Source organism: Streptacidiphilus jiangxiensis (genome assembly GCF_900109465.1).
In the GTDB taxonomy this organism is placed as follows: Bacteria; Actinomycetota; Actinomycetes; order Streptomycetales; family Streptomycetaceae; genus Streptacidiphilus; species Streptacidiphilus jiangxiensis.
Map to the genome: position 1 here is coordinate 99,877 of NZ_FOAZ01000019.1, position 26,101 is coordinate 125,977.

At 73.2% G+C, this 26,101-nt stretch carries 26 protein-coding genes, 1 tRNA gene and 1 pseudogene; 12 read left to right on the forward strand and 16 right to left on the reverse strand.

The window, feature by feature from the left end; translation table 11 throughout:
• Positions 1-58 precede the first annotated feature (58 nt).
• A complete protein-coding gene (locus BMY61_RS30765) occupies positions 59-1,018 on the forward strand; it encodes a peptidoglycan-binding protein (RefSeq protein WP_042444773.1) in 960 nt (319 codons plus the stop codon).
• A 53-nt stretch (positions 1,019-1,071) separates the two neighbouring features.
• Here BMY61_RS30765 and BMY61_RS30770 read toward each other — a convergent pair whose 3' ends face one another.
• Positions 1,072-1,659 carry a TMEM165/GDT1 family protein gene (locus BMY61_RS30770; RefSeq protein WP_042444772.1) on the reverse strand — a complete coding sequence of 196 codons (588 nt, stop codon included), beginning with the start codon at positions 1,657-1,659 and terminating at the stop codon, positions 1,072-1,074.
• 386 nt (positions 1,660-2,045) lie between these two features.
• On the opposite strand from BMY61_RS30770, the gene BMY61_RS30775 reads away from it, so the two are divergent.
• The 3 genes from BMY61_RS30775 (at position 2,046) to BMY61_RS30785 (ending at position 4,121) form a co-directional block, all read left to right on the forward strand.
• Positions 2,046-2,450 (forward strand): hypothetical protein, encoded by a 405-nt coding sequence (locus tag BMY61_RS30775; RefSeq protein WP_042444771.1) that lies wholly within the window; start codon positions 2,046-2,048, stop codon positions 2,448-2,450.
• A gap of 75 nt (positions 2,451-2,525) precedes the next feature.
• Positions 2,526-3,518, forward strand: coding sequence for an aldo/keto reductase (locus BMY61_RS30780; protein ID WP_042444770.1), 993 nt, complete (start codon positions 2,526-2,528; stop codon positions 3,516-3,518).
• 48 nt (positions 3,519-3,566) lie between these two features.
• Positions 3,567-4,121, forward strand: a complete 555-nt coding sequence (locus tag BMY61_RS30785) for a DUF1697 domain-containing protein (protein ID WP_052438501.1) — start codon at positions 3,567-3,569, stop codon at positions 4,119-4,121.
• 57 nt (positions 4,122-4,178) lie between these two features.
• Here the strand turns inward: BMY61_RS30785 and BMY61_RS30790 are convergent, their stop codons facing one another.
• Complete coding sequence (locus BMY61_RS30790) at positions 4,179-4,649, reverse strand: MarR family winged helix-turn-helix transcriptional regulator (protein ID WP_042444769.1); 471 nt, start codon at positions 4,647-4,649, stop codon at positions 4,179-4,181.
• Positions 4,650-4,711: 62 nt separating this feature from the next.
• Between BMY61_RS30790 and BMY61_RS30795 the strand changes: the two genes are divergently transcribed.
• Complete coding sequence (locus BMY61_RS30795) at positions 4,712-6,247, forward strand: DHA2 family efflux MFS transporter permease subunit (protein WP_063773209.1); 1,536 nt, start codon at positions 4,712-4,714, stop codon at positions 6,245-6,247.
• On the opposite strand, the pseudogene BMY61_RS30800 reads toward BMY61_RS30795, so the two are convergent.
• The 8 genes and pseudogenes from BMY61_RS30800 to BMY61_RS30835 form a co-directional block, all read right to left on the reverse strand.
• A pseudogene (locus BMY61_RS30800) lies at positions 6,177-6,683 on the reverse strand (methylated-DNA--[protein]-cysteine S-methyltransferase); the annotation flags it as partial. The gene BMY61_RS30795 and the pseudogene BMY61_RS30800 overlap by 71 nt on opposite strands.
• A 132-nt stretch (positions 6,684-6,815) precedes the next feature.
• Complete coding sequence (gene aspT / locus BMY61_RS30805) at positions 6,816-8,486, reverse strand: aspartate-alanine antiporter (protein WP_042444764.1); 1,671 nt, start codon at positions 8,484-8,486, stop codon at positions 6,816-6,818.
• A 70-nt stretch (positions 8,487-8,556) separates the two neighbouring features.
• The gene (locus tag BMY61_RS30810; RefSeq protein ID WP_177240395.1) at positions 8,557-9,510 is read right to left on the reverse strand and encodes an ROK family protein; all 954 of its coding nucleotides are present in this window, start codon (positions 9,508-9,510) and stop codon (positions 8,557-8,559) included.
• Between the two features lie 73 nt (positions 9,511-9,583).
• Positions 9,584-10,459 carry a class I SAM-dependent methyltransferase gene (locus BMY61_RS30815; RefSeq protein ID WP_042444762.1) on the reverse strand — a complete coding sequence of 292 codons (876 nt, stop codon included), beginning with the start codon at positions 10,457-10,459 and terminating at the stop codon, positions 9,584-9,586.
• Between the two features lie 40 nt (positions 10,460-10,499).
• Positions 10,500-11,018, reverse strand: coding sequence for a DUF1990 domain-containing protein (locus tag BMY61_RS30820; protein WP_042444760.1), 519 nt, complete (start codon positions 11,016-11,018; stop codon positions 10,500-10,502).
• Positions 11,015-11,674 carry a PadR family transcriptional regulator gene (locus BMY61_RS30825; protein WP_082014862.1) on the reverse strand — a complete coding sequence of 220 codons (660 nt, stop codon included), beginning with the start codon at positions 11,672-11,674 and terminating at the stop codon, positions 11,015-11,017. Before BMY61_RS30825 ends, BMY61_RS30820 begins: the two co-directional genes overlap by 4 nt.
• 41 nt (positions 11,675-11,715) lie before the next feature.
• On the reverse strand, positions 11,716-12,573 hold the full coding sequence (locus BMY61_RS30830; RefSeq protein WP_042444758.1) for an ABC-2 transporter permease: 858 nt from the start codon (positions 12,571-12,573) through the stop codon (positions 11,716-11,718).
• Complete coding sequence (locus BMY61_RS30835; protein ID WP_042444756.1) at positions 12,570-13,490, reverse strand: ABC transporter ATP-binding protein; 921 nt, start codon at positions 13,488-13,490, stop codon at positions 12,570-12,572. Before BMY61_RS30835 ends, BMY61_RS30830 begins: the two co-directional genes overlap by 4 nt.
• Before the next feature lie 133 nt (positions 13,491-13,623).
• Here BMY61_RS30835 and BMY61_RS30840 point away from each other — a divergent pair, with 133 nt between their 5' ends.
• Together BMY61_RS30840 and BMY61_RS30845 are read left to right on the forward strand one after the other, a co-directional pair.
• Complete coding sequence (locus tag BMY61_RS30840; protein ID WP_042444754.1) at positions 13,624-14,868, forward strand: sensor histidine kinase; 1,245 nt, start codon at positions 13,624-13,626, stop codon at positions 14,866-14,868.
• Positions 14,869-14,932: 64 nt separating this feature from the next.
• The gene (locus BMY61_RS30845; RefSeq protein WP_042444752.1) at positions 14,933-15,613 is read left to right on the forward strand and encodes a response regulator; all 681 of its coding nucleotides are present in this window, start codon (positions 14,933-14,935) and stop codon (positions 15,611-15,613) included.
• A 302-nt stretch (positions 15,614-15,915) separates the two neighbouring features.
• On the opposite strand, the gene ligD (BMY61_RS30850) is transcribed toward BMY61_RS30845, so the two are convergent.
• Both ligD (BMY61_RS30850) and ku read right to left on the reverse strand, forming a co-directional pair.
• On the reverse strand, positions 15,916-16,890 hold the full coding sequence (ligD, locus tag BMY61_RS30850) for a non-homologous end-joining DNA ligase (protein WP_042444750.1): 975 nt from the start codon (positions 16,888-16,890) through the stop codon (positions 15,916-15,918).
• Positions 16,891-16,904: 14 nt separating this feature from the next.
• A complete protein-coding gene (ku, locus tag BMY61_RS30855) occupies positions 16,905-17,984 on the reverse strand; it encodes a non-homologous end joining protein Ku (protein ID WP_042444749.1) in 1,080 nt (359 codons plus the stop codon).
• A gap of 198 nt (positions 17,985-18,182) precedes the next feature.
• On the opposite strand from ku, the gene ligD (BMY61_RS30860) reads away from it, so the two are divergent.
• Positions 18,183-19,082 (forward strand): non-homologous end-joining DNA ligase, encoded by a 900-nt coding sequence (gene ligD / locus BMY61_RS30860; RefSeq protein ID WP_143094599.1) that lies wholly within the window; start codon positions 18,183-18,185, stop codon positions 19,080-19,082.
• A 140-nt stretch (positions 19,083-19,222) separates the two neighbouring features.
• Here ligD (BMY61_RS30860) and BMY61_RS30865 read toward each other — a convergent pair whose 3' ends face one another.
• Entirely contained in the window at positions 19,223-19,873 is a 651-nt protein-coding gene (locus tag BMY61_RS30865) for an HAD family hydrolase (RefSeq protein WP_042444841.1), read from the reverse strand.
• Positions 19,874-20,045: 172 nt separating this feature from the next.
• Between BMY61_RS30865 and BMY61_RS30870 the strand changes: the two genes are divergently transcribed.
• Both BMY61_RS30870 and BMY61_RS30875 read left to right on the forward strand, forming a co-directional pair.
• Complete coding sequence (locus BMY61_RS30870; protein WP_143094600.1) at positions 20,046-20,582, forward strand: DUF6542 domain-containing protein; 537 nt, start codon at positions 20,046-20,048, stop codon at positions 20,580-20,582.
• Complete coding sequence (locus BMY61_RS30875; protein ID WP_143094601.1) at positions 20,575-22,182, forward strand: LCP family protein; 1,608 nt, start codon at positions 20,575-20,577, stop codon at positions 22,180-22,182. Before BMY61_RS30870 ends, BMY61_RS30875 begins: the two co-directional genes overlap by 8 nt.
• 27 nt (positions 22,183-22,209) lie before the next feature.
• On the opposite strand, the gene BMY61_RS45385 is transcribed toward BMY61_RS30875, so the two are convergent.
• Both BMY61_RS45385 and BMY61_RS30890 read right to left on the reverse strand, forming a co-directional pair.
• A complete protein-coding gene (locus BMY61_RS45385; RefSeq protein WP_143094602.1) occupies positions 22,210-22,845 on the reverse strand; it encodes an MTB12 C-terminal domain-containing protein in 636 nt (211 codons plus the stop codon).
• Positions 22,846-22,937: 92 nt separating this feature from the next.
• A complete protein-coding gene (locus BMY61_RS30890; protein ID WP_042444741.1) occupies positions 22,938-23,345 on the reverse strand; it encodes a hypothetical protein in 408 nt (135 codons plus the stop codon).
• Between the two features lie 244 nt (positions 23,346-23,589).
• On the opposite strand from BMY61_RS30890, the gene BMY61_RS30895 reads away from it, so the two are divergent.
• Positions 23,590-24,933 (forward strand): DUF2254 family protein, encoded by a 1,344-nt coding sequence (locus BMY61_RS30895; RefSeq protein WP_042444738.1) that lies wholly within the window; start codon positions 23,590-23,592, stop codon positions 24,931-24,933.
• A gap of 374 nt (positions 24,934-25,307) precedes the next feature.
• Here BMY61_RS30895 and BMY61_RS30900 read toward each other — a convergent pair whose 3' ends face one another.
• Positions 25,308-25,859, reverse strand: a complete 552-nt coding sequence (locus BMY61_RS30900) for a YdeI/OmpD-associated family protein (protein ID WP_042444839.1) — start codon at positions 25,857-25,859, stop codon at positions 25,308-25,310.
• A 165-nt stretch (positions 25,860-26,024) separates the two neighbouring features.
• On the opposite strand from BMY61_RS30900, the gene BMY61_RS30905 reads away from it, so the two are divergent.
• Positions 26,025-26,099 (forward strand) — tRNA-Val (locus tag BMY61_RS30905).
• The last annotated feature ends 2 nt before the right edge of the window (positions 26,100-26,101 follow it).

Consider the following 26,101-nt stretch of genomic DNA (forward strand, 5'->3'; position numbering starts at 1 on the left):
CACCGCGGATGTGCGCCGGCACGTGCCCGGATCAGGGGGAATGATGGCGTTTCCGCCAGTGGACGGAGACGGCAGAGCCGTCGGCCACAGCGACGGGAGCAACGACGAGACGACGGTGCTCCCGCCGATCGACGGCGACCCGGCACTCGTCCGCCCCTACGTGCGCGCGGCCGAACCGGAGGCACCCCGGCCAGAGGCACCGCAGGCGCCGCAGCCGGAGGCGCAGCGGCTGCAAGCCCCGCACGAGCAGCCGCAGTCGGCTCCGTGGAGCCAGGACGCCATGGCCACCACGGTGCTGCCGCCGGTGCCGGCCGCCGCTTCCACCCCCATGGCCGGGGCGACCCCGCCTGCTGCGCCCTACCCGGGCCAGGAGGCTCCGCCGCGGCGGGCCCAGGCCCGCCGGACCGCCGCGGCGTCGGCCGGGCCGAAGCGCGGCAAGGTGCTGGCACTGACGGGCGGAGCGGTCGCGCTGGTCCTGATCGGCACGGGCGCGGCGCTGCTGACCCGGCCGTCCGCGGCCCCTTCGGTGGCCCAGTCGGCGCCGAACACGGAGGTCGTACCGTCCTCCCCGAGCGGCTCCGCGAGCCCGACGCCGTCCCCGTCCCCCAGCGCGAGGCCGAGCCACTCGGCCCGACCGAGCGCGTCGCGCACCGCCCTGCCGTCACCGACCCGCCGGACCACCCCGAGCGCGACCCGCGCCGCCACACCCACCAGCACCGGCAGCAGCACGGGCGGCAACGGCAACGGCACGGGCGCGGGAGGCAACGGCGGCAGCGGCTCCTCGGGCAGCCTCGGCCCCGGCTCGACCGGCCAGGCCGTGGTCGAGCTCCAGCAGGACCTGCGCGCGCTGCACATCGACCACCACCTGCAGCCGACGGGCGTCTACGACCAGCAGACGGCCCAGGACGTGATCATGTTCCAGGCCTGCGAGAACGTCACGGACGACCCGGCCGGGGTCTTCGGTCCGGCCACCCAGGCGGCGATGCAGGACGCCCTCGCGAACGGACTGAGCTGCTGAACGGACCTCGCCGCTGAACTGCTGAGCCGCTGAACGGCGGCGGGTCCGGGCGGTCAGCCGGTGATCGCGCCGACGATGCTGATGGCGGCCAGGACCAGCATGATCACCGCCGCGACCCGCTGGATGACGCGCAGCGGAACGTGCTCCATCAGCTTCTGGCCACCCAGGATGGCCAGCCCGCCGACCGCGCAGAGGGCCAGCCAGGAGCCGAGGCCGACGGCGAGCCAGTCGCCGTACTTCGCGGCGAGGTTCGCCGTCGCGATCTGGGTCAGGTCGCCGAACTCCGCGATCGCGATCACCGCGAAGCTCGCGCCGGCCACGCGCCAGAAGCTCCCGGACTTCGGGTCGCGGCCCTCCGTCTCGTCCTCCTCCTCGTCCTTGTGGAGCAGCAGCATCAGCGCGCCGACCACGAAGAGGCCGCCGACCACCGCCTCCAGGGCGCGGTGCGGGAGCAACGCCAGCAGCCGGCCGGCCACGAGGGCGAGGCCGACCTGCACGGCCATGGCGGCGGCGACGCCCGCGAAGACGTAGGAGGAGCGGTAGCGGGTGCCGAGCACCAGGCTGGCCAGGGCGGTCTTGTCGGGGAGTTCGGCCAGGAAGATGACGCCGAACGTGATGCCGAAGATGGCGAAGCTGCTCACGGAAGGGTGGTCCTCAGGATCGGGTGGTGCCGGCCTCGGAGCCCACGACCTCGGGGACGCTTCGGCGCGGCAGCGTACGGACTGCTGCGGCCGAAGGTCTCGCCGACGCGGACCGCTGCTGCGGACCACGCCCCGGGCGCCGGGCGGGCCGCGAGGCCTGCCAGTATGTCGACGGTCCGGTGGGGGGCTACTCCCCTTCGATCACCCTGATTCTACCCGAGGAACACCCGGGGGTCGGCCGACCATCCGATCAGCCCACCGCTTCGTCCCTCCTTCGACGGATTCACTCGACCGTGTAGTCCGAATGGGAACGGGTGTGCGCTCCACGGCGTCCTGGGATGCGTAAGCTCTGCGTAAATTCCAGCTGTTCTCGGGGGAATGCCGCCATGCCGAACCGCTCCGTCCGCCGCGCGCGCACCGTCGCGCTCACCGGGCTCACCGCCGCCGTGCTCAGCGCCACGTTGCTCAGCGGCACCGCCTACGCCAAGTCCGGCACCTACGTGGTCGTGGGCGCGCGAGCGCTGCGGATAGGGCAGAGCGTGCAGGTGACCGCCTACGGCGGGGACGACTCGGCCCGCTACACCTACGCCTGCCTGGACGAGCGGGTCGGCAACGGCGGCTGGTTCGCACTGGGCTGCTCCGGGCAGCCATGGGCGTCGTACGGGCGCACGGTGCGGGCGAGCTCCTTCGGGCGGATCCAGTTCCGCGCACGACTCCTGGCCAGGAACAGCCCGCACGGCTCCGCCTGGCTGGACCGGATCTCCAACCCCGTCGACGTGGTGGTGCACTGACCGCGGCACCTCCGGTGACCGGGCAGGTGGCGAGGCGCTCTCGACAAGGCAGCGCGGCCGGGCAACGGTAGCCGCATGGACTACACCTCGCTGGGCCGCACCGGCCTGTCCGTCTCCCGACTCTGCCTGGGCACGATGAACTTCGGCCCGCACACCGAGGAGACCCCGGCACACGCGATCATGGACGCCGCCCTCGACCGGGGCGTCAACTTCTTCGACACCGCGAACGTCTACGGGTGGGGCGAGAACAAGGGCCGCACCGAGGAGATCGTCGGCAGCTGGTTCGCCCAGGGCGGCGGTCGCCGCGAGCGGACCGTGCTCGCCACCAAGCTCTACGGCGACATGCCGGTTCCCGGCGCTCCCGCCGGCTGGCCCAACGCGGGCAAGCTGTCGGCGCTGAACATCCGCCGGGCCTGCGACGCGAGCCTGAAGCGGCTCGGCACCGACCACATCGACCTCTACCAGATGCACCACGTCGACCGGGCCACACCCTGGGACGAGATCTGGCAGGCGACGGAGGTCCTGGTCCAGCAGGGCAAGGTCCTCTACGTGGGCAGCAGCAACTTCGCCGGCTGGCACATCGCCACCGCGCAGGGCGCGGCCGCGCGGCGGAACAACGTCGGCCTGGTCGCCGAGCAGTCGCTCTACAACCTGATGGCGCGGACGGTGGAGCTGGAGGTGCTGCCGGCCGCGCAGCACCACGGCCTCGGCGTGATCCCCTGGTCGCCGCTGCAGGGCGGGTTGCTGGGCGGGGCGCTGCGCAAGGCCGCGAACGAGGGCGGTGTGCGCGGCGCGGAGCGGCTGAAGAACCTGGACCAGGCGCGGCTCGCCCAGCTCCAGGAGTGGGAGGACCTCTGCGACAAGCTCGGCGCGGAGCCGGGCACGGTCGCGCTCGCGTGGCTGCTGCACCAGCCGGCCGTGACGGCACCGATCATCGGCCCGCGCACGGCCGAGCAGCTCGACACCGCCCTCGCGGCGCTCGACCTGGAGCTGACCCCGGAGACGCTGACCGAGCTCGACCGGATCTTCCCCGGGCACAAGGCCGCGCCCGAGGACTACGCCTGGTAGGCGCGCCCGCGCCGACCGAGCGGCCACCGAGCGGCCTACGATCGGCGCATGAGCGCTGAGCAGATCCCGTACGTCGCCTTCCTGCGCGCCGTGAACGTCGGCGGACGGAAGGTCGAGATGGCCCGCCTCCGGGCCGAGCTCGACGAGCTCGGCCTGGGGCCGGTGCGGACCTACATCGCCAGTGGCAACGTCTTCTTCAGCACGGCCCGTACGGACCGCGCGCGGCTGCGCGACGAGGTCGAGCAGCGGCTCGCGGAGGCCTTCGGCTTCGAGGTGCCCACCGCCCTCTACACGCTCGGCGAGGTCGAGCAGGCCTACGCCGCCGCGCCGTTCGGCGGCATGGAGCGCGCCGAGCACGAGCGGTTCAGTCTGCTGTTCACCACCGGCGAGCTGGACCCGGCGGTCCTGCCGCAGGCCGGGAAGCGCGGCGACTGGGAGGTGGCGGGCGTCCACGGCGCCACCGCCTACGTGCTGTTCCGGGTCGTCGACGGCAAGGGCCCGGCCAACCCCGTGCCGCTGCTGGAGAAGGCGTTCGGGGTCAGGGCCACGGGGCGCTTCCACCACACCGTGGAGAAGATCATCGCGGCGGCCCGCAAGGACTGAGCGGCCGCAAGGACTGAGCGACCCGCAGGCGCTGAGCGGTCCGCGCGGGCTGACTCCCTACCGTTCCGGCGAGGCGTCGCCTGCCGCCTCGCCCACCGCGTCCCGGATCTTGGCCAGCAGCGTCCTCAGCTGCTCGCGTTCCGCCGTCTCCAGCGTGCCCGTCGCGACGGCGAGCGCCCGTGCGTCCTCCGCCTCCGCCTCGGCGTGGTGGCCGCGCCCGGCGTCGGTCAGGCTCAGCAGGAACGCCCTGCGGTCCTCGGGATGGCGCACCCGCTCCACCAGGCCGTCGCGTTCCAGGCCGTCGACGATCGCCGTGGTGGTGCGCGCGGCGACGCCGAGCATCTCGCTCAGGTCGCGCATGCGCAGCGGCACGCCCTCGCGGGCGAGGATGCGCAGCGCGCGCAGGCGCGCGACCGAGGCGCCGAGCGGGCGCAGCCTGCCCTCCACATAGGTGCGCAGTTCCGTCGTGGTGTCGTACAGCTCGTCCACCAGGACGTCACTGCTGCCGTGCCGCCGCTGCTTGCCCATCGCGCGCCCGTCCCTCGAAATCTGATTGGTGAGTACCCACATAGTGAGTATGCTCAGTATCTGTGACCGCACTGCGCCGCCAGACCGTGGCCGTACCCGTCATGTACCTCGCGTCGGTGTTCCTCGTCATTGTCGACGGTGTGATCACGACCGTGGCCCTCCCGTCCCTGGCCCGTCACTTCCACCTCTCCCCCGCCGCCCTCGACAGCGTCGTCGTGGTCTACCCCGTCTGCCTGGGCCTCATGGTGCCCGCCTCCGCGTGGCTGCTGGAGCGCTACGGCGGCCGCCGGATGCTGCTGCTCGGGCTCGCCCTGTTCACCCTCGCCTCCGCGCTGTGCGGAACGGCCCGGGACCTGCCGCAGCTGGTCGCCTTCCGCGCCGCCCAGGGGGCGGCTGCCGGGCTGCTCACGCCGGTGAGCCAAGGCCTGCTCTTTCGCACCTTCACCCAACAGGAACAGGTACGGCTCACCCGCGTCCTGATCATCCCTCAGCAGCTCGCCCCGGCGCTGGCGCCCGTGCTCGGCGGCGTGCTGGTCGACACCCTCGGCTGGCGCTGGGTCTTCCTGGTCAACCTGCCGCTCGGCCTCGCCGCCCTGGCCTTCGGGCTGGCCTTCCTCAGCGACCCCCGCGCCGACGACACCCGGTCCCGCCGCCTCGACCTGCCCGGCCTGCTGCTCAGCGCCGGCGGACTGGGCGCGCTGATGTACGGCGTCTGCGCCGGACCCGACCTGGGCTGGAGCGCGCCACCCGTCCTCGCCGGCCTGCTCGCGGGCACCGCCCTGCTCACCGCCGCGGCGCGCCACCAGTGGCACACGCCCCAACCCGCGCTGCGGGTACGGCTGTTCGAGGACCGGATGTTCCGCCGCGCGAGCGTGCTGAACGCACTCGCACTGGTGCCGTTCCTCGGCGCGATGTTCCTCGTCCCGCTCGTCGTCCAGCAGTTGCAGGGCCGCAGCGCACTGGACTCGGGCACGGCGACGTGCACCGAGGCCGTCGGCATCCTGCTGACCGTGCAGGTCGTCGGGCGCGTCTACCACCGGGTCGGCCCCGGCCCCCTCGTCGGCGCCGGGATGCTCGGCGTCGCCGCCGTCGAGCTGTGGGCCGTCGGCGCGACCGGCGCGGGCACCGGGCTGTGGACCTTCCGTCTCGTCATGTTCCTGCTGGGCCTGGCGATGGGCGCGGTCTACCTGCCGCTCACCGCGGCCTCCCTCACCAGCCTCGAACGCGCGGACGCGGCCCAGGCCGCGACCCTCAGCACCGTCATGCGGCAGACCGCGAGCGCGCTCGCGCCCGCTGTCGTCACCGCGACCCTCGTGCTCGGCACGACGTCCTCCCGGCCCGGCGCCACCCCGCCGGCCGGCGCCTACCGGCTCGCCTTCCTCGCCCTCGGCGTCCTCGCCCTGGTGTGTGCGGCCTACGGCCTCACGCTGGGACGTCCGGACCGTCCCAGTCGAGCGTCGGTGGCAGGACGCCCTCCAGCGTCAGCAGCCAGCGCTTCACGGCCATCCCGGCCTCACCGCCCCCGAAGCCGCCCAGCCCGTCCGCGGCGACCACGCGGTGACAGGGCACCAGCAGGAAGAGCGGGTTCGACCCCATGATCTGCCCCACGGCGCGAGCGGCCAGGTGCTGCTCGACCTCCTGCTCGAACGCTCCACTGCGGGCGGCGAGCTGCCCGTACGTGACGGTGTCGCCGTAGGCGACGGTCCGCTCCAACGTCTGCAGGACCTGGCGCTGCACGCCATCCGTCCACCGCCAGTCGAGCGGCAGCTCGAACGCGCGCCGCCGCCCGGCGAAGTACTCCCCCACGTGGGCGGCGACCCGCGCGGCCCGCTCGTCCCCCTCCGGGGCGAGCTCGCCGCTGCGCGCCCGCTGCAGCATGTCCCCGTCGGCGAAGGAGGCCCCGACAACGCCGCGATCCGTCACGGCGAGACGCACCGGACCGGTGAGCAGGGGGGTCGGTATCTCGACCCAGTGGACCTCGATCTCCATACCCCCGACCTTAGCCGGAGGCACTGACAGCCAGTTGCACCACATAGGGCGCGAGGAACTGCGCGAGCAACCACCCTGTGCGGATGGCCCTGCTCGTTGAGGACCATCCGCATGTCAGTGGCTTGTCGCGCCCACGCGGCGGAGCCGCATACGTCAGAGCCTCGCGCCCCTACGGGCTCACGTCCGTAGGCCGAGGACTCCCACGAGCAGCGGCCCCGTCAACGGCAGCAGGAAGTTCGAGAGCGTGTAGGTGATCGTGTAGCCGATCATCGGCACGCTGCTCTGGGCCGTGTTCGTGACCGCCGTGATCGCCGGCGTGCTGCACTGCTGGCCCGCGATCGCGCCGATCAGGATCGGCTTCTCGATCTTGAGGAACTTGCGCCCGATGAAGAGCCCGAGGAACGCCGGGACGACCACCATGATGATGCCCGCGGCGGGCAGCAGCACGGGGTACTCCTTGAGGAGCGGACCCGCCTGGGGCCCCGCCGAGAGGCCGGTGACCGCGATGAAGACGGAGAGGCCCAGGTCCTTCGCCGTCTGCGCCGCGACCGGCGGGTACGCGCCGAACGTCGGGCGCTGGGCGCGGAGCCAGCCGAAGAGCAGGCCCGAGATGAGGCAGCCGCCGCCGGTGCCCAGGGTCAGGTTGGCCGAGCTGATCTTGACGTCGACCATGCCGAGCAGGACGCCGAGGCAGATGCCGAGCGCGATGTAGATGTAGTCTGCGGCGTCCTGACGGACGACGGCGCCGACCTTGCCGGCGAACCGCTCGACGCGGGAACGGGCGCCGACCACCGTGATGCTGTCGCCGATGTGCAGCTCGGTCTCGCCGACCACGGGCAGGTGGTGGTCGACGCGCTCGATGTCGGTGAAGAAGACGCCGTCGGCGATGTCCGCCTTGAGTGCGGCCAGGGTCTTGCCGGCGACGTCCTTCCGGGTCACCACGATCTGCTTGACCGCGAGCGGCGCGTCCAGGCCGGGGACTCCGGGGGTCTCGGGGCCGAGCTCGTGGCCGGCGTCCATGACCTCCGCGCGGCGCCCGACGACCAGGACCCGGTCACCGCGCTGGAGGCGCAGGTCGGGGTCGAGGGCGAGACGACGGTCGCCGCGCATGACGCCCTCGATGGTCACCAGCCCGTCGCCGTCACGCTCGAGCTGGGCGACGGTGCTGCCCTCGCCCTGCGAGGCCAGGTACGTGCGGCCGACCAGGGCCGGCAGCGCCGCCGTCTCGTCGGCCTCCAGGGAGGGGTCGTTGCCGCGCATCCGCTCCCAGATCTCCCGGCACGCCTCCGGCAGCTTGATCCGCAGGACCATCGGGAAGATCTGGCTGGTCAGCATGACGATGCTGATCAGGCCGAAGAGGTAGCAGACCGAGTAGGCCGTGGCGACGTGGCCCTGAAGCGTCGTCACCTGGTCGTGGGTGATGCCCGGCAGCTTGGAGATGGCGTCCTGCGCGGTGCCGACGACGGCCGATTCGGTCGCGGCGCCGGCCAGGATCCCCGCGGCCGTGCCGGTGTCCAGGTTGAACCCGGTCGCGAACCCGATGGCCAGGGCGATGACCAGCACCGCCTCCATGACGCAGAGCACCCCGAAGCGAAGGCCCTTGGCGTTGAGATTGGCGAAGAACTGCGGACCGGCCATATAGCCGAGGGAGAAGATGAACAGCGCGAAGGCGACGTTCTTGACGTCGGCATTGACGCTGACATGCTGGGCGCCGATCAGCATCGAGACGATGAGCGTGCCGCAGATGCCGCCCAGGGTGATCGGCCCGACGCGCAGCTTGCCCACGAGATAGCCCAGGGCCAGGCATGCGAACAGGGCGAGGACCGCATTCTCTCGCAGGAGACTCATGCGCCCATTACAAGGCATTTGCCCGAATTAACCCTGATATGACATGCCGAAGATTGATCTTCGGACCACCTCAGTCCAGCGCGAGCGCGGCCGCGCCGATCAGCCCGGCGTCGGTGCCCAGTTCCGCCGCCCGCACCGCGAGATGACGGGTGAACGGCAGCGTCGCATAGGAGCGCAGGTGCCGGCGCAGCGGCGCGAGCAGCAGCTCGCCGGCGCGGAGCACGCCGCCGCCGAGCACCGCCACGTCCAGCTCGACGAGCGTCGCCGTCGCGGCGATCCCCGCCGCCAGGGCGCGGGCGGCGCGGTCGAAGGCCGCGAGCGCGATCGGGTCCCCGGCCCGGGCGGAGTCGGCCACCGCGGCGGCCGTCGCCCCCGACGGCGCGCCGGCCGGTGCGCGCCAGCCCTGGTCCAGCGCCCACGCGGCGATCGCGGTGCCGCTGGCCACCCGCTCCAGGCAGCCCCGCGAGCCGCACGGGCAGGGCTCGCCCTCCAGGTCGACGGTGATGTGTCCGAGGTGCCCGGCGTTGCCGGTCGGCCCGGGGTAGACCCGGCCGTCCAGGACCAGCCCGGCGCCCACGCCCGTGGAGACCACCAGGCACAGCGCGTTGGCGAAGCCCCGCGCCGCACCGCGCCAGTGCTCCGCGGCGGTCATCGCCACGGCGTCACCGCCGAGCGCCACCGGCGCGCCCGCCACCTGCGGCAGCGCCCGGACCTCGGCGACGACGGGGAAGGCGCGCCAGGCACCGATGTTGACGGGGCTGACGGTCCCCCTGGCGATGTCGACCGGACCCGCGCTCCCGACGCCGACCCGGTCCACCCGCGCCCAGCGCGGGTCCGCGGCGAGGTCCGCGACGACCTCGGTGACGGTGGCGAACACCTCGCCGGGATCGGTGGCCCGCCGACGGGTGGGACGCTCCGTGCGGTGGTGGAGCGTCCCGTCCGGGGCGACCAGACCGCCCGCGATCTTGGTGCCGCCGATGTCGATCGCCGCGATCATGGAACCGTTCTCGCCGGGTGCGCTCATGACCAGCGAGTCTGCTGCTCGCCCCGCGCCGCTGTCCACCCGGCGCGCACGGGCCGCACGCGCCATGCGGGCACTACGGCCGCCTGCCCACGTAGCGCATTCCGTTGGCGCGGAGCAGGCCCGCGTCGACACCGGCGCGCTCCTCCGCCTCGGTCACGCCCGCGAGCGCGGTGTGGAAGTAGGGGTCGCGTTCCAGCGACACCGTCTCGAACGGGGACGCCTCGAGGGCGCGCAGCATCGCCGCGCCGCTGAGCAGACCGTGCCCCTCGGCCCAGCCCTGGAAGTACGCCTCCCAACTGCCGCCCGCCTCGCGCCACCCCTCGCGGTGCCCCGCCAACCACCAGGCGGGGCTCTGCTCGTCCTGCTCCTCGGGCAACCGCTCGAAGCACCAGCGCGCCGTCACCTCGTCGAACTCCTCGCGGGCCCACTCGCGCAGGATCAGCAGCCCACCGGGCCGCAGCTGCGACGCGGCGCGCGCGAGCAGCAGATCGAGGTCCTCGACGTGGTGGAAGGAGAGACAGCCGACGACCGCGTCGAAGGGCAGGTCCTCGGCGTCGGGCCGGTAGTCCTCGTAGCGGCTGCGCACGAAGTCCGGCGCCTCGGGCACCTCCGGGTCGACGCCCACGGCGTGGTAGCCCTCGTCCCGCAGCAGCGGCACGAAGCCGCCGAGGACGCCGCAACCGATCTCCAGCACCGAGCCGGGGGCGGCGGGGAGCTGCTCACGCACGAAGGGCCAGACCGCCTCGATCCGGCCCCGGTCGCCCGGCCGCGGCTCGGAGAACCGGAGGTCGGCGTCATCGGGGTGCCCGGAGTGGTGAGGACCGTGGCCGTGGCCTTTCCCGTGGCCCTTCTCATGGCTCTTCCCGTGGCCCTTGACGTGGTGACCGTCGCCGTGGCCGTGGCCCTTGGCGTGGTCGCCGTGGCCGTGCTGGTGCGCGCCGTGCGCCATCGCTCTTCCGTCCCTCGTCCGTCGGGTGCGGCTGACGGGCTCAGCCTGCCACAGCACCGCGGGCGACCCCGCGCAGCACCTGCGCGCAGCGGCGCGCGTAGAGGCGCTGCAGCACCGGGACGAGCCCGCCCAACACCCTGGCGGCGCGGCCGCCGGGCCGGCTGAAGGCGATCACGTCGAAGCGGACCGTGCCGTCCGCGTCGAGGTCGAGCAGGAACGCCTCCTCCCCGCACTCGGGGTGGCCGGTCAGGGTGCCGTAGGCCCAGCCGTAGCGGCCCGCCTCGTCGACGACCCGGACGATCCGGCACGGCGCCTCGACCACGCCGGCCAGCGTGACGGTCACGTCCGCACCGGGCTCGGCGCGCGGCGCGGAGGCGGTGATGCCGACGGGCAGGCGGCGGTGCATCCGGAAGCTGCCGAGCGCGTCCGCCGCCGCGCGGAAGGCCGGCTCACCGTGGCCGATGACGACGCGGTGGCGCAGGTGCGAGTAGCCGGCGGGCAGCGCGTCCGCGCCGTCGAGCGTCGCACCGACCTCGGGGTAGGTGAACGCCCGGCTCATCTCCCGGCCTCCGCGTCCGAGCCGCGCCCCGGGTCCGGGCTCGACTGCGCGTCCAGGCTCGACTTCGGGTCCAAGCTCGACTTCGCGTCCGGGCCGGACTGCGGGTCCGAGCCGGACGGCCCGGCCAGCTCCGTGACGGCCGCGTCGACGCGCCGCAGCCAGTCCGTCCAGAAGCGCTCCATCTCGATGCCGGCCTCCAGCACCAGGTGCTGCAGCCTGGCCTCGGCCGACTCGTGCCGGTCCGGCGGGAACTGGCGGGTCTCCATGGCGCGGTAGTCGTCCAACTGCGCGGCGTGCACCTCCAGATGGCGGCGCACCTCCGCGCCCACGTCGCCGAGGCCCACCACGGCGGCGGCACGCAGGCGCAGCGCCAGCGGGTCGCGTAGTTGGCGGGGCGGGTCGCTGCGCGACACCCACGCGGCGAGCTCCTCGCGGCCCTTCGGCAGCACCTCGTACTCCTTGCGCCGCCCCTGGGCCGGCGGCCCGGGGATGGCCCGGATCAGCTCGGCCTGTTCGAGTTTGCCGAGCTCCCGGTAGATCTGCTGGTGCGTCGCGGCCCAGAAGAAGCCGATCGACCGGTCGAACCGTCGCGTCAGCTCCAGCCCGGAGGACGGCTTCTCCAGCAGGGCGGTGAGGATGGCGTGGGGCAGCGACATGCCCCGATCCTAGGGCGACCGGGGCGCGTCATTGCCGGTGGTCACACGTCGCGGCGGCGGACGATCCACACCGCGGCCGCCACGGAGACGACCGGCCAGATGAGATAGACCAGCGTGGAGCCGGTGAGCGTGGCCGGGTAGAAGCCGGGGTGCGCCGGCGCGGTCCAGATCTCCGTCAGCCGCCCGAAGGCCGAGATCGGGAACACGTGCCGGATGTCGGAGGACCACTGCTTGTTCTGCGAGAAGAACTGCGGCAGCAGCAGCACCACGAAGGTCAGGATGCCGATCGCCCCGCCCGCATGGCGGACCAGCGCGCCGATGCCGAGCCCGATCAGCGCGCAGACCGGCGCGACCATCGCGGCCGCGGCCATGGCGCGGAGGACCCCGTCGTAGCTCAGCGGGATCGTGGCGTGGCGTCCGCTCAGGATCGCCTGGGCGATCAGGTAGGAACCGACCGCGCAGATCCAGCCGACGACCGTCCAGGCCACGGTCTGCACCACGGCCTTGGCCAGCACCACCGAGCCGCGCGCCGGGACCGCGACCGTCGTGGTGCGGATCAGGCCGCTGCCGTACTCGCCCGCCATGGCCAGCGCGCCGAGGGCGCCGGAGGCCAGCATGACGACGAGGTACCCCTCCAGCGGGAAGGAGTCGTGGACGGCGAACAGGTGCGGGGCGGCCTGCTCGCGCGGGCCGTAGTTCGGCCAGTTGTCGTAGTCGGCCGTCGCCGCCGCGGCCGCCGCGCCCCAGGGCACGAGGACCGCGACGACCAGCGTCCACCAGGTCGAGCGCAGCGACCGCAGCTTGATCCACTCGGCGGCGACCAGGTCCAGGAACCGCGCCCGGGGCGCGTCGACGGCGGCAGCCGTCGCGGGACGGGGAAGCGAGGTGAGGGTGCTCATCGGCTCTGCCCTGCCAGGTACTCGACGCTGTCGGCGGTCAGTTCCATGAACGCCTCCTCCAACGATGCGGATCGGGTGGTCAGTTCGTGCAGCATCACGCGGTTGTCGAAGGCCAGCGCGCCGATCCGCTCGGCCGGCAGGCCGGTGACCGAGAGGCCCTCGCTGCCCGCGTGACCGTCCGGCTCGACCTCGGCGCCGGCGGCGAGCAGCACCGCCGTCAGCTCGGCCGCCTGCGGGGTGCGGACCAGGACGCTGCGGCGGGTGGAGCGGGCGGCGAAGTCCCGCACCGGCTCGGCGGCGACGAGCCGGCCCCGACCGATGACCACGAGCTGGTCGGCGGTGTTCTCCATCTCCGTCATCAGGTGGCTGGAGAGGAAGACGGTGCGGCCCTCGGAGGCGAGGCGGCGGAACAGCCGCCGCACCCACATCACGCCCTCGGGGTCCATGCCGTTGATCGGCTCGTCGAACATCAGCACCGGCGGGTCGCCGAGCAGCGCGGTGGCGATGCCCAGGCGCTGCTTCATCCCGAGCGAGAAGCCGCCGACACGGCGCCGCGCGGCCTCGGTCAGGCCGACCTCCTCCAGCACCTCGCCCACCCGCCGCGCCGGGATGCCGTTGCTGCGGGCGAGCGCCCGCAGGTGCGCCTCGGCGGAGCGGCCCGGATGCACGTGGTGCGCGTCGAGCAGCGCGCCGACGTGCCGAAGGCCCCGGGAGTGGTCGGCGAAGCGGACGCCGCCCACGGTCGCGCCGCCCGAGGTGGGCGTGTCCAGGCCGAGGATCATCCGCAGGGTCGTGGTCTTGCCGGCGCCGTTCGGCCCGAGAAAGCCCGTCACCTGCCCGGGGCGGACGGTGAAGGTGAGGCCGTCGACGGCGGTCTTGTCGCCGTAGCGCTTCGTCAGCTCGTGGACTTCGATCATGCCTCCACGGTGCCCGTCGCCCGGCGTCATCCGCATCGGGCCCGCGACGGCAACCCGCGCCGCCCGCACTAGCCCGCAGGCGTAAGCCCGCAGGTCGATGCCGGGGCGGGGACCGGCCGTTAGGCTCGACGCCATGACCTCCGCGCCCCGTCCTCCGCTGCTCTCCCGTGTCTCGTCGGGGGCCTGGATGGGCGTCGCCCAGGCCGTGGTGACACTGATGGTCACCCTCTACGTGGTGAACGTGGGCGAGGGTGCGCTGAGCACCCGCAACGGTGTGGAGCACCAGGGTCCGATGTCGGTGTTCCTCTGGATCGCCGTCGGCTCGCTGCTGCTGCGCCGCTACCCGCGCACGAGCATGGCGATGCTGCTCGGTCTCGCCCTCTACACCGCGTCGCAGGCCGGGTATCCCCTGGAGATCCTGGGCCTGGAGAACCTGCTACCGGCCCAGGTGGCGCTCTGCTACATCTGCGCCACCCAGCCCCGCCAGGTGGCGGTGCCGTCCGCCGTCATGGGCTACGCCACCACGCTCTGCTACGAGCTCGGCCGCATCGGCGCGGGCATGGCCCCGGACCGCTTCTACAACGTCGCACCGATGCTGCTGGTCTTCCTGCTCGCCCAGCTGATCGGCAACTCGATCCACACCCGGCGCATCTTCGCCGCAGCCAGCCGCGTGCAGGCCACCGAGCAGGCCATCACGGAGGAGCGGCTGCGAATCGCCCGCGAACTGCACGACATGGTGGCGCACAGCATCGGCATCATCGCCATCCAGGCGGGCGTCGGCAGCCGGGTCCTGGACAGCCAGCCCGAGGAGGCCCGCGCCGCGCTCCAGGCCATCGAGGCGACCAGCCGGGAGACCCTCTCGGGCCTGCGCCGGACGCTGGTGGCGCTGCGTCAGGCCGATCCGGAGCCCGGCAGCCTGCTCGCCCCGCTCGCCCCCGCGCCCGGCCTCGACGACGTCGAGCGGCTCGCGGCGACGACGACGGAGGCGGGCGTCCGCGTCGACGTCACCCGCCGGGGCGAGCCTCGCCCGCTGCCGAACGACATCGACCTCTCCGCCTACCGCATCGTGCAGGAAGCCGTCACCAACGTGGTCCGGCACTCGGGCGCGCGGTCCTGCCGGGTGTTGATCGACCACGGCGTGGACGAGCTGGCGCTGGAGGTCGTGGACGACGGCGCACACGGTGTCCCGAGCCCGCACGCGCCGCACGGCCACCACGGATCCGGTTTCGGGATCACCGGCATGCGCGAGCGGGTCAGTCTGCTGCACGGAGAGTTCGGCGCGGGCCCGCGCCCCGAGGGCGGCTTCCGCGTCACCGCCCGTCTCCCGCTCCCACCCGCGAAGCCGGCCACCCCCGCCACGGCCGAAGCCACCGCGTGACCGCCGGGCAGCTGCGATGATCAACATCGTTTCGACTTCCGACGCCGCGACAACTGAGGACGGTATGAGCGACGCCCCTGCGCAGATCCGGATCCTGCTCGCCGACGACCAGCCGCTGGTCCGCTCCGGCCTGCGCGTGCTGATCAACGACAACGCCGACCTGCGGGTCGTCGCCGAGGCCGGCAGCGGCGGCGAGGCGGTCACCCTGGCCGCCGAGGTGAAGCCCGACGTCGCGGTGCTGGACATCCGCATGCCCGGCATGGACGGCATCGAGGCCGCCCACCGCATCGTGGAATCCCCCGACGCGCCGCGCGTGCTGATGCTGACCACCTTCGACGACGACGACTACGTCTACGGCGCGCTGCGCGCCGGCGCGTCCGGCTTCCTGGTCAAGGACATGGCCCTGGAGGAGATCCTCGGCGCGATCCGCGTCGTCGCGGCCGGCGACGCGCTCATCGCCCCGAGCGTCACCCGCCGCCTCATCGCGGAGTTCGCCAACCGCCCCGACCGCGGCGCCCCCTCCGGCTCCGCGCGCCCCCTCGCCGGGATCACCGAACGCGAGGTGGAGGTGCTGACCCTGGTCGGACGCGGCCTCAGCAACAGCGAGATCGCCGAGACCCTGGTGATCAGCGTGGCCACCGCGAAGTCCCATGTGGCGCGCCTGCTCACGAAGTTGGACGCACGCGACCGGGTCCAGCTGGTCATCCTGGCCTACGAGGCAGGCCTGGTCTCCACCCGGGGATAGTTGCCCGCCCCACGGAGTCGCAGCCTCCACAGGGCGCGGCCTCCACAGGGCGCGGCCTCCACGGGGCTCAGCCTCCAGGGGGCGCGAGGCTCCAGGGGGCGCGAGGCTCTGCCTGTGTGGCTCCTCCCCTGGCGTTCGACCGGGAGGTGCCCCATGCATGGGCGCGACAATCCCCTACCCTTCCGGCGGGGGGCACCCCCTCTGATGAGCAGATGGTCCTCACCGAGCGGGGCCGTCCTGGCAGGGGTGGCTTCTCGCGCGGTTCCTCGCACCCCTGGAGGCTGCGCCTCCCTGGGGGCGACTCACCCCTGAGGCGTCACTTCGCGCAGGCCCTTCCAGACGGGCTGGCGCAGGATCCCGCCGGCCGTCAGCTCCTGGTACTCCACCTCCGCCGCCAGGGCGGGCGTGGCCCAGTGGACCGTGGAGTCCGGCCGCCCGAGATCCGCGGGGGTGCCCAGGAACGGGGAGGTGTCCGTCTCCAGGTGCCGCAGCAACGCCAGCAGGTCCTCCCCCTCGTGCACGCCGATCCCGGAGCCCACGGCACCCAGGTAGCGCAGGCCCGACCGCTCCGACAGGCCCACCAGGACGCTGCGCAGCCGGCCCGACCCCTGCTCCCCGAGCCACCCCCCGAGCCGGACGTCCATGGTCTGGCGGTGCTTGTGCTTGATCCACGCCCGCGAGCGCCGTCCCGGCTCGTAGAGCGAGTCGAGGCGCTTGGCGACGATGCCCTCGATGCCGTAGGCCTCGGTCCACTCCACCGCGGAGCGCAGATCCCCGAGCCAGGCCGGCGGCGTGCGGACGGGGCCGTGCTCGTGGTCGAGCGGCAGCTCCTGCAGTTGGGCGCGGCGGGCCGTGTACGGCAGTCGGGTCAGGTCGCGGCCGTCGCGGTTGAGCACGTCGAAGACCATCAACGTCACGGGGGTCTGGTGCCGCGCCGCCTGGATCTGCGACGGGCGCCGCAGGCTCATCCGCTCCTGCAGCGCGCCGAAGCTGGGGGCGCCGCTCAGGCCCAGCGCCACCACCTCGCCGTCGAGGACCGCCGCGCGATCGCCCAACGCCTCGGCGACGGCGACGAGTTCGGGGAAGCGCTCGGTGGCCTCGCCGCCCGTGCGCGAGCGGACGTGGACGCTGCCGTCGCCGGGTGCGTAGACGAGGACGCGCATGCCGTCCCACTTCACCTCGGCGGCCCAGTGCGCCTCGTCGCGAGGCAGGGGCGCGGCTGTCGCGAGCATCGGGGAGTAGACCGGGAGGGCGGTCGGGGTGCGGGCGCGGGACATGGCGGGCCGGCCTCTCAGGACGCGCGCCGTGGCGCGGTCCTACGGGCGGCGGGCGCCGCCTTCTTCGCGGCCGCCTTCTTCGCGGTGCTCTTCTTGGCCCGGGTGTCCTTCTCGACGGCCGCCTTCGTCGAGGCGGTCTTCGCCGTCGCCGTCTTCGCCGTGGACGCCTTCGCCGTGGCCGACCTGGCCGTCGTCCCGGCCGGCGTCGTCCTGGCCGGCGTCTTGGCCGGCGCGCGCTTGCTCGCCTTCGGCGCCGGGCTCCCGCCCGTCGCCTCGACGGGCTCGGCCGCCTCCTCCGGGACGGCCTCGCCGCGCTGGGCCTTGGCGGCCGCGACGCTGGAGCGCAGCGCCGCCATCAGGTCGATCACCTCGGCGCCGCCCTCGGCCATCGGAACCGGGGCCGGCGTCGCGCCGTGGGCCTTGGCGTCCAGCAACTCCTCCAGCGCGACGGCGTAGGCGTCCTTCTCCGCATCCAGGTCGAAGCCCTCGGAGAGGGTCTCCATCAACGACTTGGCCATGGCCAGCTCCTGCGGGCGCAGCGTGGTGTCCTCCTCGGGGGCCAGGCCCTCCGCCGAGCGGATCTCGTCCGGCCAGCGCATGGTCTGCAGCACCAGCAGGTCGTCCATGACCCGCAGCACGGCCAGCGACTCGCGCGAGCGCATGGTGACCTTGGTGACGGCCACCTGGCCCGAGTCGCGCAGCGCCTCGCGCAGCAGCATGTAGGGCTTGGCGGGAGCCTTGTCGCCGAGGCCGACGTAGTAGGGGCTGTCCCAGCGCAGCGGATCGATCTGCTCGGCCGGGACGAAGGCCACCACGTCGATGATCTTCTTGCTGGGCACCGGGAGCGTCGCCAGGTCCTCGTCGGTGAGCACCACGACGCCGCCGTCGGGCGCGTCCCAGCCCTTGGCGATCTCGCCGTACTCGACCTCCTGGTCCTCCGCCTCGCAGAAGCGCTTGAGCCGGACGCGTGAACCGTCCTCCCGGTGGACCTGATGGAGCACCGGGCCGGAGTGCGTCTCGGTGGCCGGGTAGAGCTTGACCGGTACGGCGACCAGGCCGAACGTGATGCTGCCCGTCCAGACGCTGCGAGGCATGGGCGGAACCTTTCGCGCTGAACGATCGCGAGTATCGCGAGGTGTTCCTCACGGTATGTCCGATTCTTCGCGGCCTCCACCCGTGCGCCCCGCCGTCCTGACGCCGTCCCCGATCCCGACCCCGTCCCCGATCCCGATCCCGACCCGGTCCCGGCCGTGTCGCGCGCGGCGCGGGCACGCAGCTGCGAGGCTGGAGCCATGCCCGGTACCAAGGTGCCCGTGCAGGTCGGCGGGCGCTCACTACTCCTCTCCCACCTGGACAAGCTGCTCTGGCCCGCCTGGTCCAAGGCCGAGATGCTCGACTACTACGCCCGGGTCGCCGACGCGATGGTCCCGCACCTGCGCGACCGTCCCGCGTCGTTCCTGCGCGGCCCCGAGGGCATGACGGGTCCGCTCTTCGTCGCCAAGAACCCGCCTCCGCGCACGCCCGAGTGGGTCCGGATCGAGGTGATCGAGGCCAAGGAGGGCCCGCGTCCGCACCTGGTCCTGGACGACGCGCCGAGCCTGATCGCCGCGGCCAACCTCTACTGCCTGGAGGTCCACGTCCCGCAGTGGAGCCTCTCCCACGGCCGCGACGGCCACGACCGGCTGGTCGTCGACCTCGACCCGGGCGAGGGCACGACCGTGGTCGAATGCTGCGCGGCGGCCCTGCTGGTCCGCGAGGCTCTCGCCGAGGACGGCCTGCCCTGCTGGCCGGTCACCTCCGGCAACAAGGGCCTCCACCTCTACGCCCCGCTGCGCCCGAGCCCGGCGGCCGCGACCGTCGACTACGCGCGCAGGGTCGCCGAGCGGCTCGCCGCCGCGCACCCGACGCTGCTGGTGGCACGGATGACGAAGGCACTGCGCACGGGCCGGGTCTTCCTGGACTGGTCGCAGAACTCCTCCTCGAAGACCACCTCGGCCCCCTACACCCTGCGCGCGACCAGGACCCCCGTCCCGGGCGTCTCCGCACCGCTCACCTGGTCGGAGGTCGAGTCCTGCGCCACCCCCGCCGATCTGGCCCTCACCCCGACGGACGTCGCCGCGCGCGTCGCCGAACTCGGCGACCTGGCAGCGGACTTGTGCGACCCCCGACAGGCGGCCGAGCTGCCGTCGTAGCGGGCCGCAGGGACGTCCGACCGCCAGACCCCCCGCCCGCCGGTCAGTACCTCCACCCCGTCTCAGGACCTCCGTCCGCCGGTCCGGCCCCCGCCCGCCCGTCAGGACCTCCGCCCCGTGTCAGGACCTCCGCCCGCCCGTCAGACGTGGTCCAGCACCTGCCGGAGGTGGCCGATCAGCGCCGTGGCGCCCGCCGCGGTGAGGCGTTCCGCCGGCATCAGCGCGGTGTAGCCGAGGACGTCCATCCCGGCGGCACGGGCAGCGAGGACGCCGTTCGGGCTGTCCTCGACGACGAGGCAGCGCTCCGGCTGGACGCGCATCGCCTTCGCCGCGTGCAGGAACAGGTCCGGCGCGGGCTTGCCGACGCCCGCCATGTCCTCGGCGCTGAAGACCAGCGACGCGGGCAGTCGCCGTCGCAGCCCCGAGACGTCGAGCGTCCGGTCGATCCAGGCGTGGTCGGACGAGGAGGCCAGGCAGTAGGGCAGCTGCCGCGCCTCCAGGGAGGCCAGTAGGTCGGCCGCGCCGGGCGCGGCATCGACGCCGCGCTCGAAGGCGGCGAAGACGCGGGCGTGGCAGCGCACGGTGAAGTCCTCCGGGAGGGCGCCGCCGAAGCGCCGCGCCACGACCTCGTGGACGTTGCGCCCCGCGTTGCCGAGGAAGTCGCGGAAGGACTCCTCGAGCGTCGTCGGGTAGCCGAGCTCCGTCAGGTAGCCGGAGAGGACGGTGTGCGCCGTGGTCTCGCTGTCGACCAGCGTGCCGTCGTTGTCGAAGATCACCAACTCGTAGGTCACCCGCACCTGCCTACCACCCCAGGGCCGCACCCGGTCAAACACTTGCTAGATTGCGCAAGTCTCGCAACCGTTGGCGCGTGCAACGCGTCCCTGGGGTGTGCGAGGGGCTGCGGGGCCCGGCCGACCGCCGGGAGCGCAGCGTGCTGAGTGCAGTGGCGCGAGAGGTGTGGAGATGACGGACGCTTGGGACCGGTCCGGTCCGGGGGTGGGAGTGCCGACGGAGGCGCGGAGGTCGGCCCGGATGCGGCCGACCGGGCAAGGGCGGCAGCCGGAGCACCGGCGGCCCGGAGCCGTTGCCGCGCTGGTCCTGATCCTGCCGCCGCTGGTCGCGGCGCTGGTGAGCGGCGGCACGGGCGCCGTCTTCTGGGCGGGATCGCTGCTGGGCGTGGTCGGCGCGGCAGCGCTCTGCTCGCGCCCCGGCGTGTGGTGGGTGACCACGGGGGCTCCGCCCGTGGTGCTGCTGATGGCCCTGCTGGGCCTGGCCGTCCGCGACTCCTCGGCCGGCACGAGCAAGCTCGGGACCGACCTGGCGAAGGTCGTGGCGGGGGCGTTCCCGGTGATGGGAGCGGCGCTGCTGGGCGCGGTCGCCGTGGGCGCGGCACGGACGCTGTCCGCGCGCCGGGTCCGCGGGATCGGGGTCGAGGTCGGGGCTGGGGCTGGGGCTGGGGTCGGGGTCGAGGTCGGGGCGAAGGGGAACCGTCGTGGGTAGCCGCAACGCGGGTGGTGGACGCGCGGTGGTGCGCGCGTCGGGCGCGCTGAGGGCGGCGCGCGCCGCAGCCGTACTCGGATCGAGCCTGGTGATGGCGATCGCCGGGGTGACCTGGTACGAGTACGGCCAGCTCACCGACGGCGTGACCCAGTCCGACGCCCTCGACCTGGCGTCGAAGAGCGCGCCGAAACACCTCGACAACTCGATCAACATCCTGCTGATCGGCCTCGACAGCCGGAAGGGCAACGACGGCCAGGACCTGCCCGGCTGGTTCGTCCAGGACGAACTGCACGCCGGCTCGTCCTCCGAGGTCGGCGGCTACAACACCAACAGCCTGATCCTGCTGCACATACCCGCCGACCAGAACGCCAAGGTCGAGGCGGTCTCGATCCCGCGCGACGACTACGTCATGACCTACAACGGCGACGGCACCCCGCAAGGCATGCACAAGATCAAGGAGGCCTACGGCATCGCCAAGGCCGGCGCGATGAGCGGCCTGGAGGCCAAGGGGCTCAAGGGCGCCGCGCTGGAGCAGGCGAGCCGCGACGTGGGCCGGGCCGCCACCCTGGCCACGGTGCAGAAGTTCCTCGACGTGCCGATCGACCACTTCGCCGAGGTCAACCTCATCGGCTTCTACGACGTCGCCAAGGCGGTCGGTCCGGTCACCGTCTGCCTCAACCACGCCACCGCCGACCCGGCGATGGAGGGCCAGGGCTCCGGCGCGAACTTCCACGCGGGGCTGAACGTGCTGCAGACCCCGGCCGAGGCGCTCTCCTTCGTCCGCCAGCGCCACAACCTGACCAACACGGACGGCAACGGCAACGGCGGCGACTTCGCCCGCACGCACCGTCAGCAGGCGTACATCACCTCCGCCGAGACCCAGCTGAAGAAGGAGGGCATCCTCTCCGACCTGGGCAAACTGCAGGGCCTGATCGACACGGTCAAGAAGGACGTCGTCATCGACAACCGCTGGAACCTGCTCGACTTCGCACAGCAGGCACCGAACCTCTCCGGCGGCAAGGTCACCTTCAACACCCTGCCGATCACCGCGCAGCCGAAGGTCTACATCCCCGGCGAGGGCTACCAGGACGTCAACCAGGTCAGCGTCCCGCAGGTCCAGCGCACCGTGGCCTACCTGTTCCATGACGCCGCCCCCGCGCCCGCCTCCTCGGCCGCCTCCTCCCCCTCGGCGGGAACGACGAGCGCGGCCACCGCCCACGCCGTCGTCGACGTGCTCAACGGCGGAGCGCGCGCCGGATCCGCCGGCATCGAACTCGACGCGCTGGTCACCGCCGGCTACACCCGCGGACACACCGGCAACCATGCTGCGGTCGGCGCCACCCGGGTCCTGTACGGCGCGGGCGCGCAGACGGCGGCGAGCCGGATCGCGAGCGGGCTCGGCGCGGCCGCGACCGCGAGCGGCGCCGTGGCGGCCGGCACCGTGGAGGTGATCCTCGGCCCGGACTTCACCCCGCCGTCCTCCGGCTCGTCGGGCTCGTCCGGCTCGGCCGCGGGCGCCCACCCATCGAACACGCCGCACCTGGTTTTCCAGGGCTCGGCGGTCAACGGCGGCGGCAACGGCATCCCCTGCGTGGACTGACCGACCGGCTCACCGGTACAGGCGAGCTCACGAGCAGCCAGGGACCGGCTTCCCGCCGTTGCTCAGCGCGACCAGGCCGCACAGCGTCGTGTCCGAGACCTTCCACGTGCCGTTCTCCAGCACGGACTTGCCCTTGGCGTTCGGCAGCGCCGGGGTGCCGCTCTCGCAGAGGTTGTAGGTCACGTCGGCGGCGGTCGGGCTGGTGAACTGCACGGCGGTCACGGTGACGGTCGCCTTGGCCGCGAGCGGGTTGCCCGCGAAGCCCTGCAGCACGGACGTCAGCTGCTCACCGTTCTGCAGCAGCATGACCTTCTCGGCGGCGGGCGTGGCGGGGTTGAAGAACTTCGCGTAGTTCTGGGCGACGTTCTTGCCCGCGGTGGCGGTGTCGCTCGGGCCCGACCCGCTGACGGTCGGCGCCACACCCGAGGCGCAGGCCATCGCGGCGGCCCCACCGGTCGCCGCGCCCGTCCCGGGCGCGCTCGTGGCTGGCGCACTCGTGGCGGGCGCACTCGTGGCGCTGCCGGCGGTCGGGCTGCCGGAACCGGGGCTGCTGGAACTGCTCGAACCCGTGCTGCTGCAGGCAGCCGCGACGAGCATCAGACCCGCCACGGCGCCGGTCACGAGCACGGGGTGACGTCTGGGGAGGGTTTGGTTCGGGAGCATGGTCTCCACCACCTGATGGCTGCGTGCCGATCGACCTACCCCCCTATGGTCACCCCGCAGCTGAGCCTCGGCCCGTCCGAAATAAAGATTTCTTAAGGACGACCGGTCAGGGTGACGATCCGCGAGTCCCAGTCCATCCCGTGCGGGACGATCGCGGTCAGCACGATGTCGGTGTGATGCGTCCAGGCGTCCACGTCCGACTGCACGTTCGTCCCGCAGACCTTCGCGATCGAGTCACCACCGAAGTACGTCCCGAGGTGCATGTTGACGGCCTTCAGTTCGACGCACCCCTTCACCGACTCCACGTACCCGTGCAGCCGGTAGCCGCCGTTCTCCCGGGTGACGACAAGGTCGGCGACCCCGTCCGCGGAGTCGTCACCGGCGACGGCCTGCAGATAGACGCTCTGTTGCGGCAGGAGGTCCCGCTGCGCCCCGGGCGCCGCCACGGCTCCCCCCACGAGGGTCACGGCGGCGACGACGGCGTAGGCGAGATGGCGCACGAGAACTCCTGAACCTGAACGGGCCTGGGCAGGGGACAGCACTCCTAACCTCGCGACCTGCGAGGACGGCCACCGGCCGGACGGGTGATCTTGATCGCCGGTCGCGTGGGCGTCCTCGACCCCCTGCGCCCCCACCGATCCGGCCCGTCACCCGAACGGACCTCCCCACCGCACCGGGCGGGGCGGGTCGGCCTCCCGGTTCCGTTTACTGGGAGTCACTCCCTCTCCCCTGGAGGTCCGCCGGATGGCGACACCCGCAACGCCGCCCGCGCAGCCGCCGGAACCCGTCCCCGCGCCGGCCCGCAGCCGCCACCCCCAGAAGCAACGCCGTCGCCGGCTGGAGCTCAGCGCCCGCAACCAGCTCGTCGCGCTCGGCATCATCCTCATGGGCACGCTGCTGGGCTGGGTGGTGCCACACTCCGAGTCGTGGCTGCCCAAGGTCGGGCTGACCTACGACGCCGGGACCGCACAGGCCGCGCTCGCGGCGATCGCGGGGGCGATGATCACTCTCTCCGGCTTCGTCATCACCGCGCTCACCCTGGTGCTGCAGACCGTGCAGAGCATGTCACCGCGGCTGGTCGGCGCCCTGCGCCACATGGGGCGGTACCTCTCCCTGTTCGCCCTGCTCGTCGGCACGGCCCTGTACGCGCTGGTCGCACTGAGCCAGATCAGCGGCGACACGGTGCCCCGGCTCACCGTCACCTTCGCCGTCGGCCTGGTCCTCGGCGACGCGGTCGCCGTCCTCTACATGCTCGCGTCGCTCCGCAACGCCGTGACCGGCGGCGGCCTGGCCCGCGCGGTCGGCGAGCGGCTGCGGCAGGTCGTCGACGCGAGCTTCCCGACCCGGCTCGACGACGCGCCGACTCCGATCACCCCCTCCCCGGCCACTCCGCTCACCTGGCTCGAGGTGCCGGGCCCCGACCGCCCGGGCGTCCTGCAGAGCTTCGACGAACGCCACCTGGTCCGGCTCCTGGCCCGCGCCGACGCCCGCCTGGAACTGACCGTAACCGTCGGCGAGTTCGTCAGCAGCCGGACCGCACTGGGCCGCCTCGGCGTGCCCAGCGGCGCCGCGGCGATGCCGCCCCGCCTGCCCGAGCTCGTCGCCGCCTGCGCCCGCTACGGCCCCACCCGCACCGTGGAGCAGGACCCCTCCTACGGCTTCCGGCTGCTCGCCGACATCTCCATCCGCGCCCTCTCCCCCGCCGTCAACGACCCGACGACGGCCGTCCAGTCACTCGACCAGATCGAGGAGGGACTGCTGCGGATCGCCTCCCGCACCCTCGGCCCGGCGCTGCTGCTCGACGACGACTCCATCGCCCGCGTCGCCTACCCGGCCCCCGAATGGCCCGACCTGGTCGCCCTCGCCCTCGACGAGACCCTCCTCTACGGCGCGGGCAACCCCCAGGTCGTCCGCCGCGCCCGCGCCCTCCTCGACCGCGTCGAGGCCGCGACTCCCCCCGAGCGCCGCGAGGCGCTCACGGCCCGCCGCGCCCTCCTCGACCGCCTCAGCAGCGCCGCCCTCCCGGATCCCTTCCTGCACGCTCTCGCGTCGGTCCCGGACCCCTTCGGCCTCGGCGGTCCGACCTGAGCCGACCTGAACCGAGCCGAGCCGACCTGAGCCGAGCCGAGCCGAGCCGGCCTGCCAGGGCGGAGCCGAGCCGACCTGGGCCGAGCCGACCTGACGCAAGCGAAAGGGGCGTGCGGCCACTCCCCGGCCACACGCCCCTCACCTGCTCGCCCGTCCTCCACCGAACGGGGCCCCGCCAAGGTCCCCGTTCGGCAGGGCGACACGTCCGGTCCTTCAGCTCCCCACAGAACCCCGGGCCGGCTCCCCCTACGCCGATCAAGCTATCGGGCTCCCTCTGCGTCCCCCGTCCGCCCTGACGCCTCCTTTGCGCGCACTCCAGCAACCCTGACGTCCCCTTGACGCCCCAGCCTCCCGATCACTCCGACTCACTCCGATCACGCCTCGGCGAGCAACTCGCGCACCGCCCGTTCCGCCTGCGCGACCCGTCCTTCCGGCGTCCTGGCCTTCAGCACGGGCAGCATCACCTGGTACCGCGCGGTCCGCCCCATCGCCTCGAACCGCTCCGCCGCCCGCGCCGACCCGGCCAGCGCCTCCACGAGCTCGACGGGCACCTCCGCCTCCCGCTGCCCGGCATACGCGGCCTCCCACCGCCCATCCGCCTGCGCGGCAGCCACCTCTGCCAACCCGGCCTCGGCCATCCGCCCAGCCGCGGCCAGCGCCCCGACCCGCTCGACATTCGCGGCCGACCAGAGACTCCGCGGCCCCCGCGGCGAGTACCGCTGCAGGTAGGCACCGGCATCGTGAGCGCGCCGCAGACTGTCGATCCACCCGTAACAGAGGGCGACCTGCAACGCGTCCTCGATACTCACCGTGGCGACTTCGCGGGTGTGTCCCTTCTTGGCGATCAGCAACCACGCCTCGGGCTCGCTCCGATGGTGCGCGGCCAACCACTCCTCCCACGCCCGGGCATCCTCGAAGTGCAGCATCCGCCTCCCCGCCTCTCCTCCCTCGTCCGGCACCCTCAACCGAGTCTCCACCGGCCCAGCACGCCCCTGCCACACCACACCCACCCACTCCGCAGCGAGCCCCTCCCCGGACCAGGTACTCTTAGCCCTTGCCCCGGTCCACACCGGGCCCCGGGCCACCCCCGAGGGCGCATAGCTCAGCGGTAGAGCGCTGCTCTTACAAAGCAGATGTCGGCGGTTCGAATCCGTCTGTGCCCACCAGC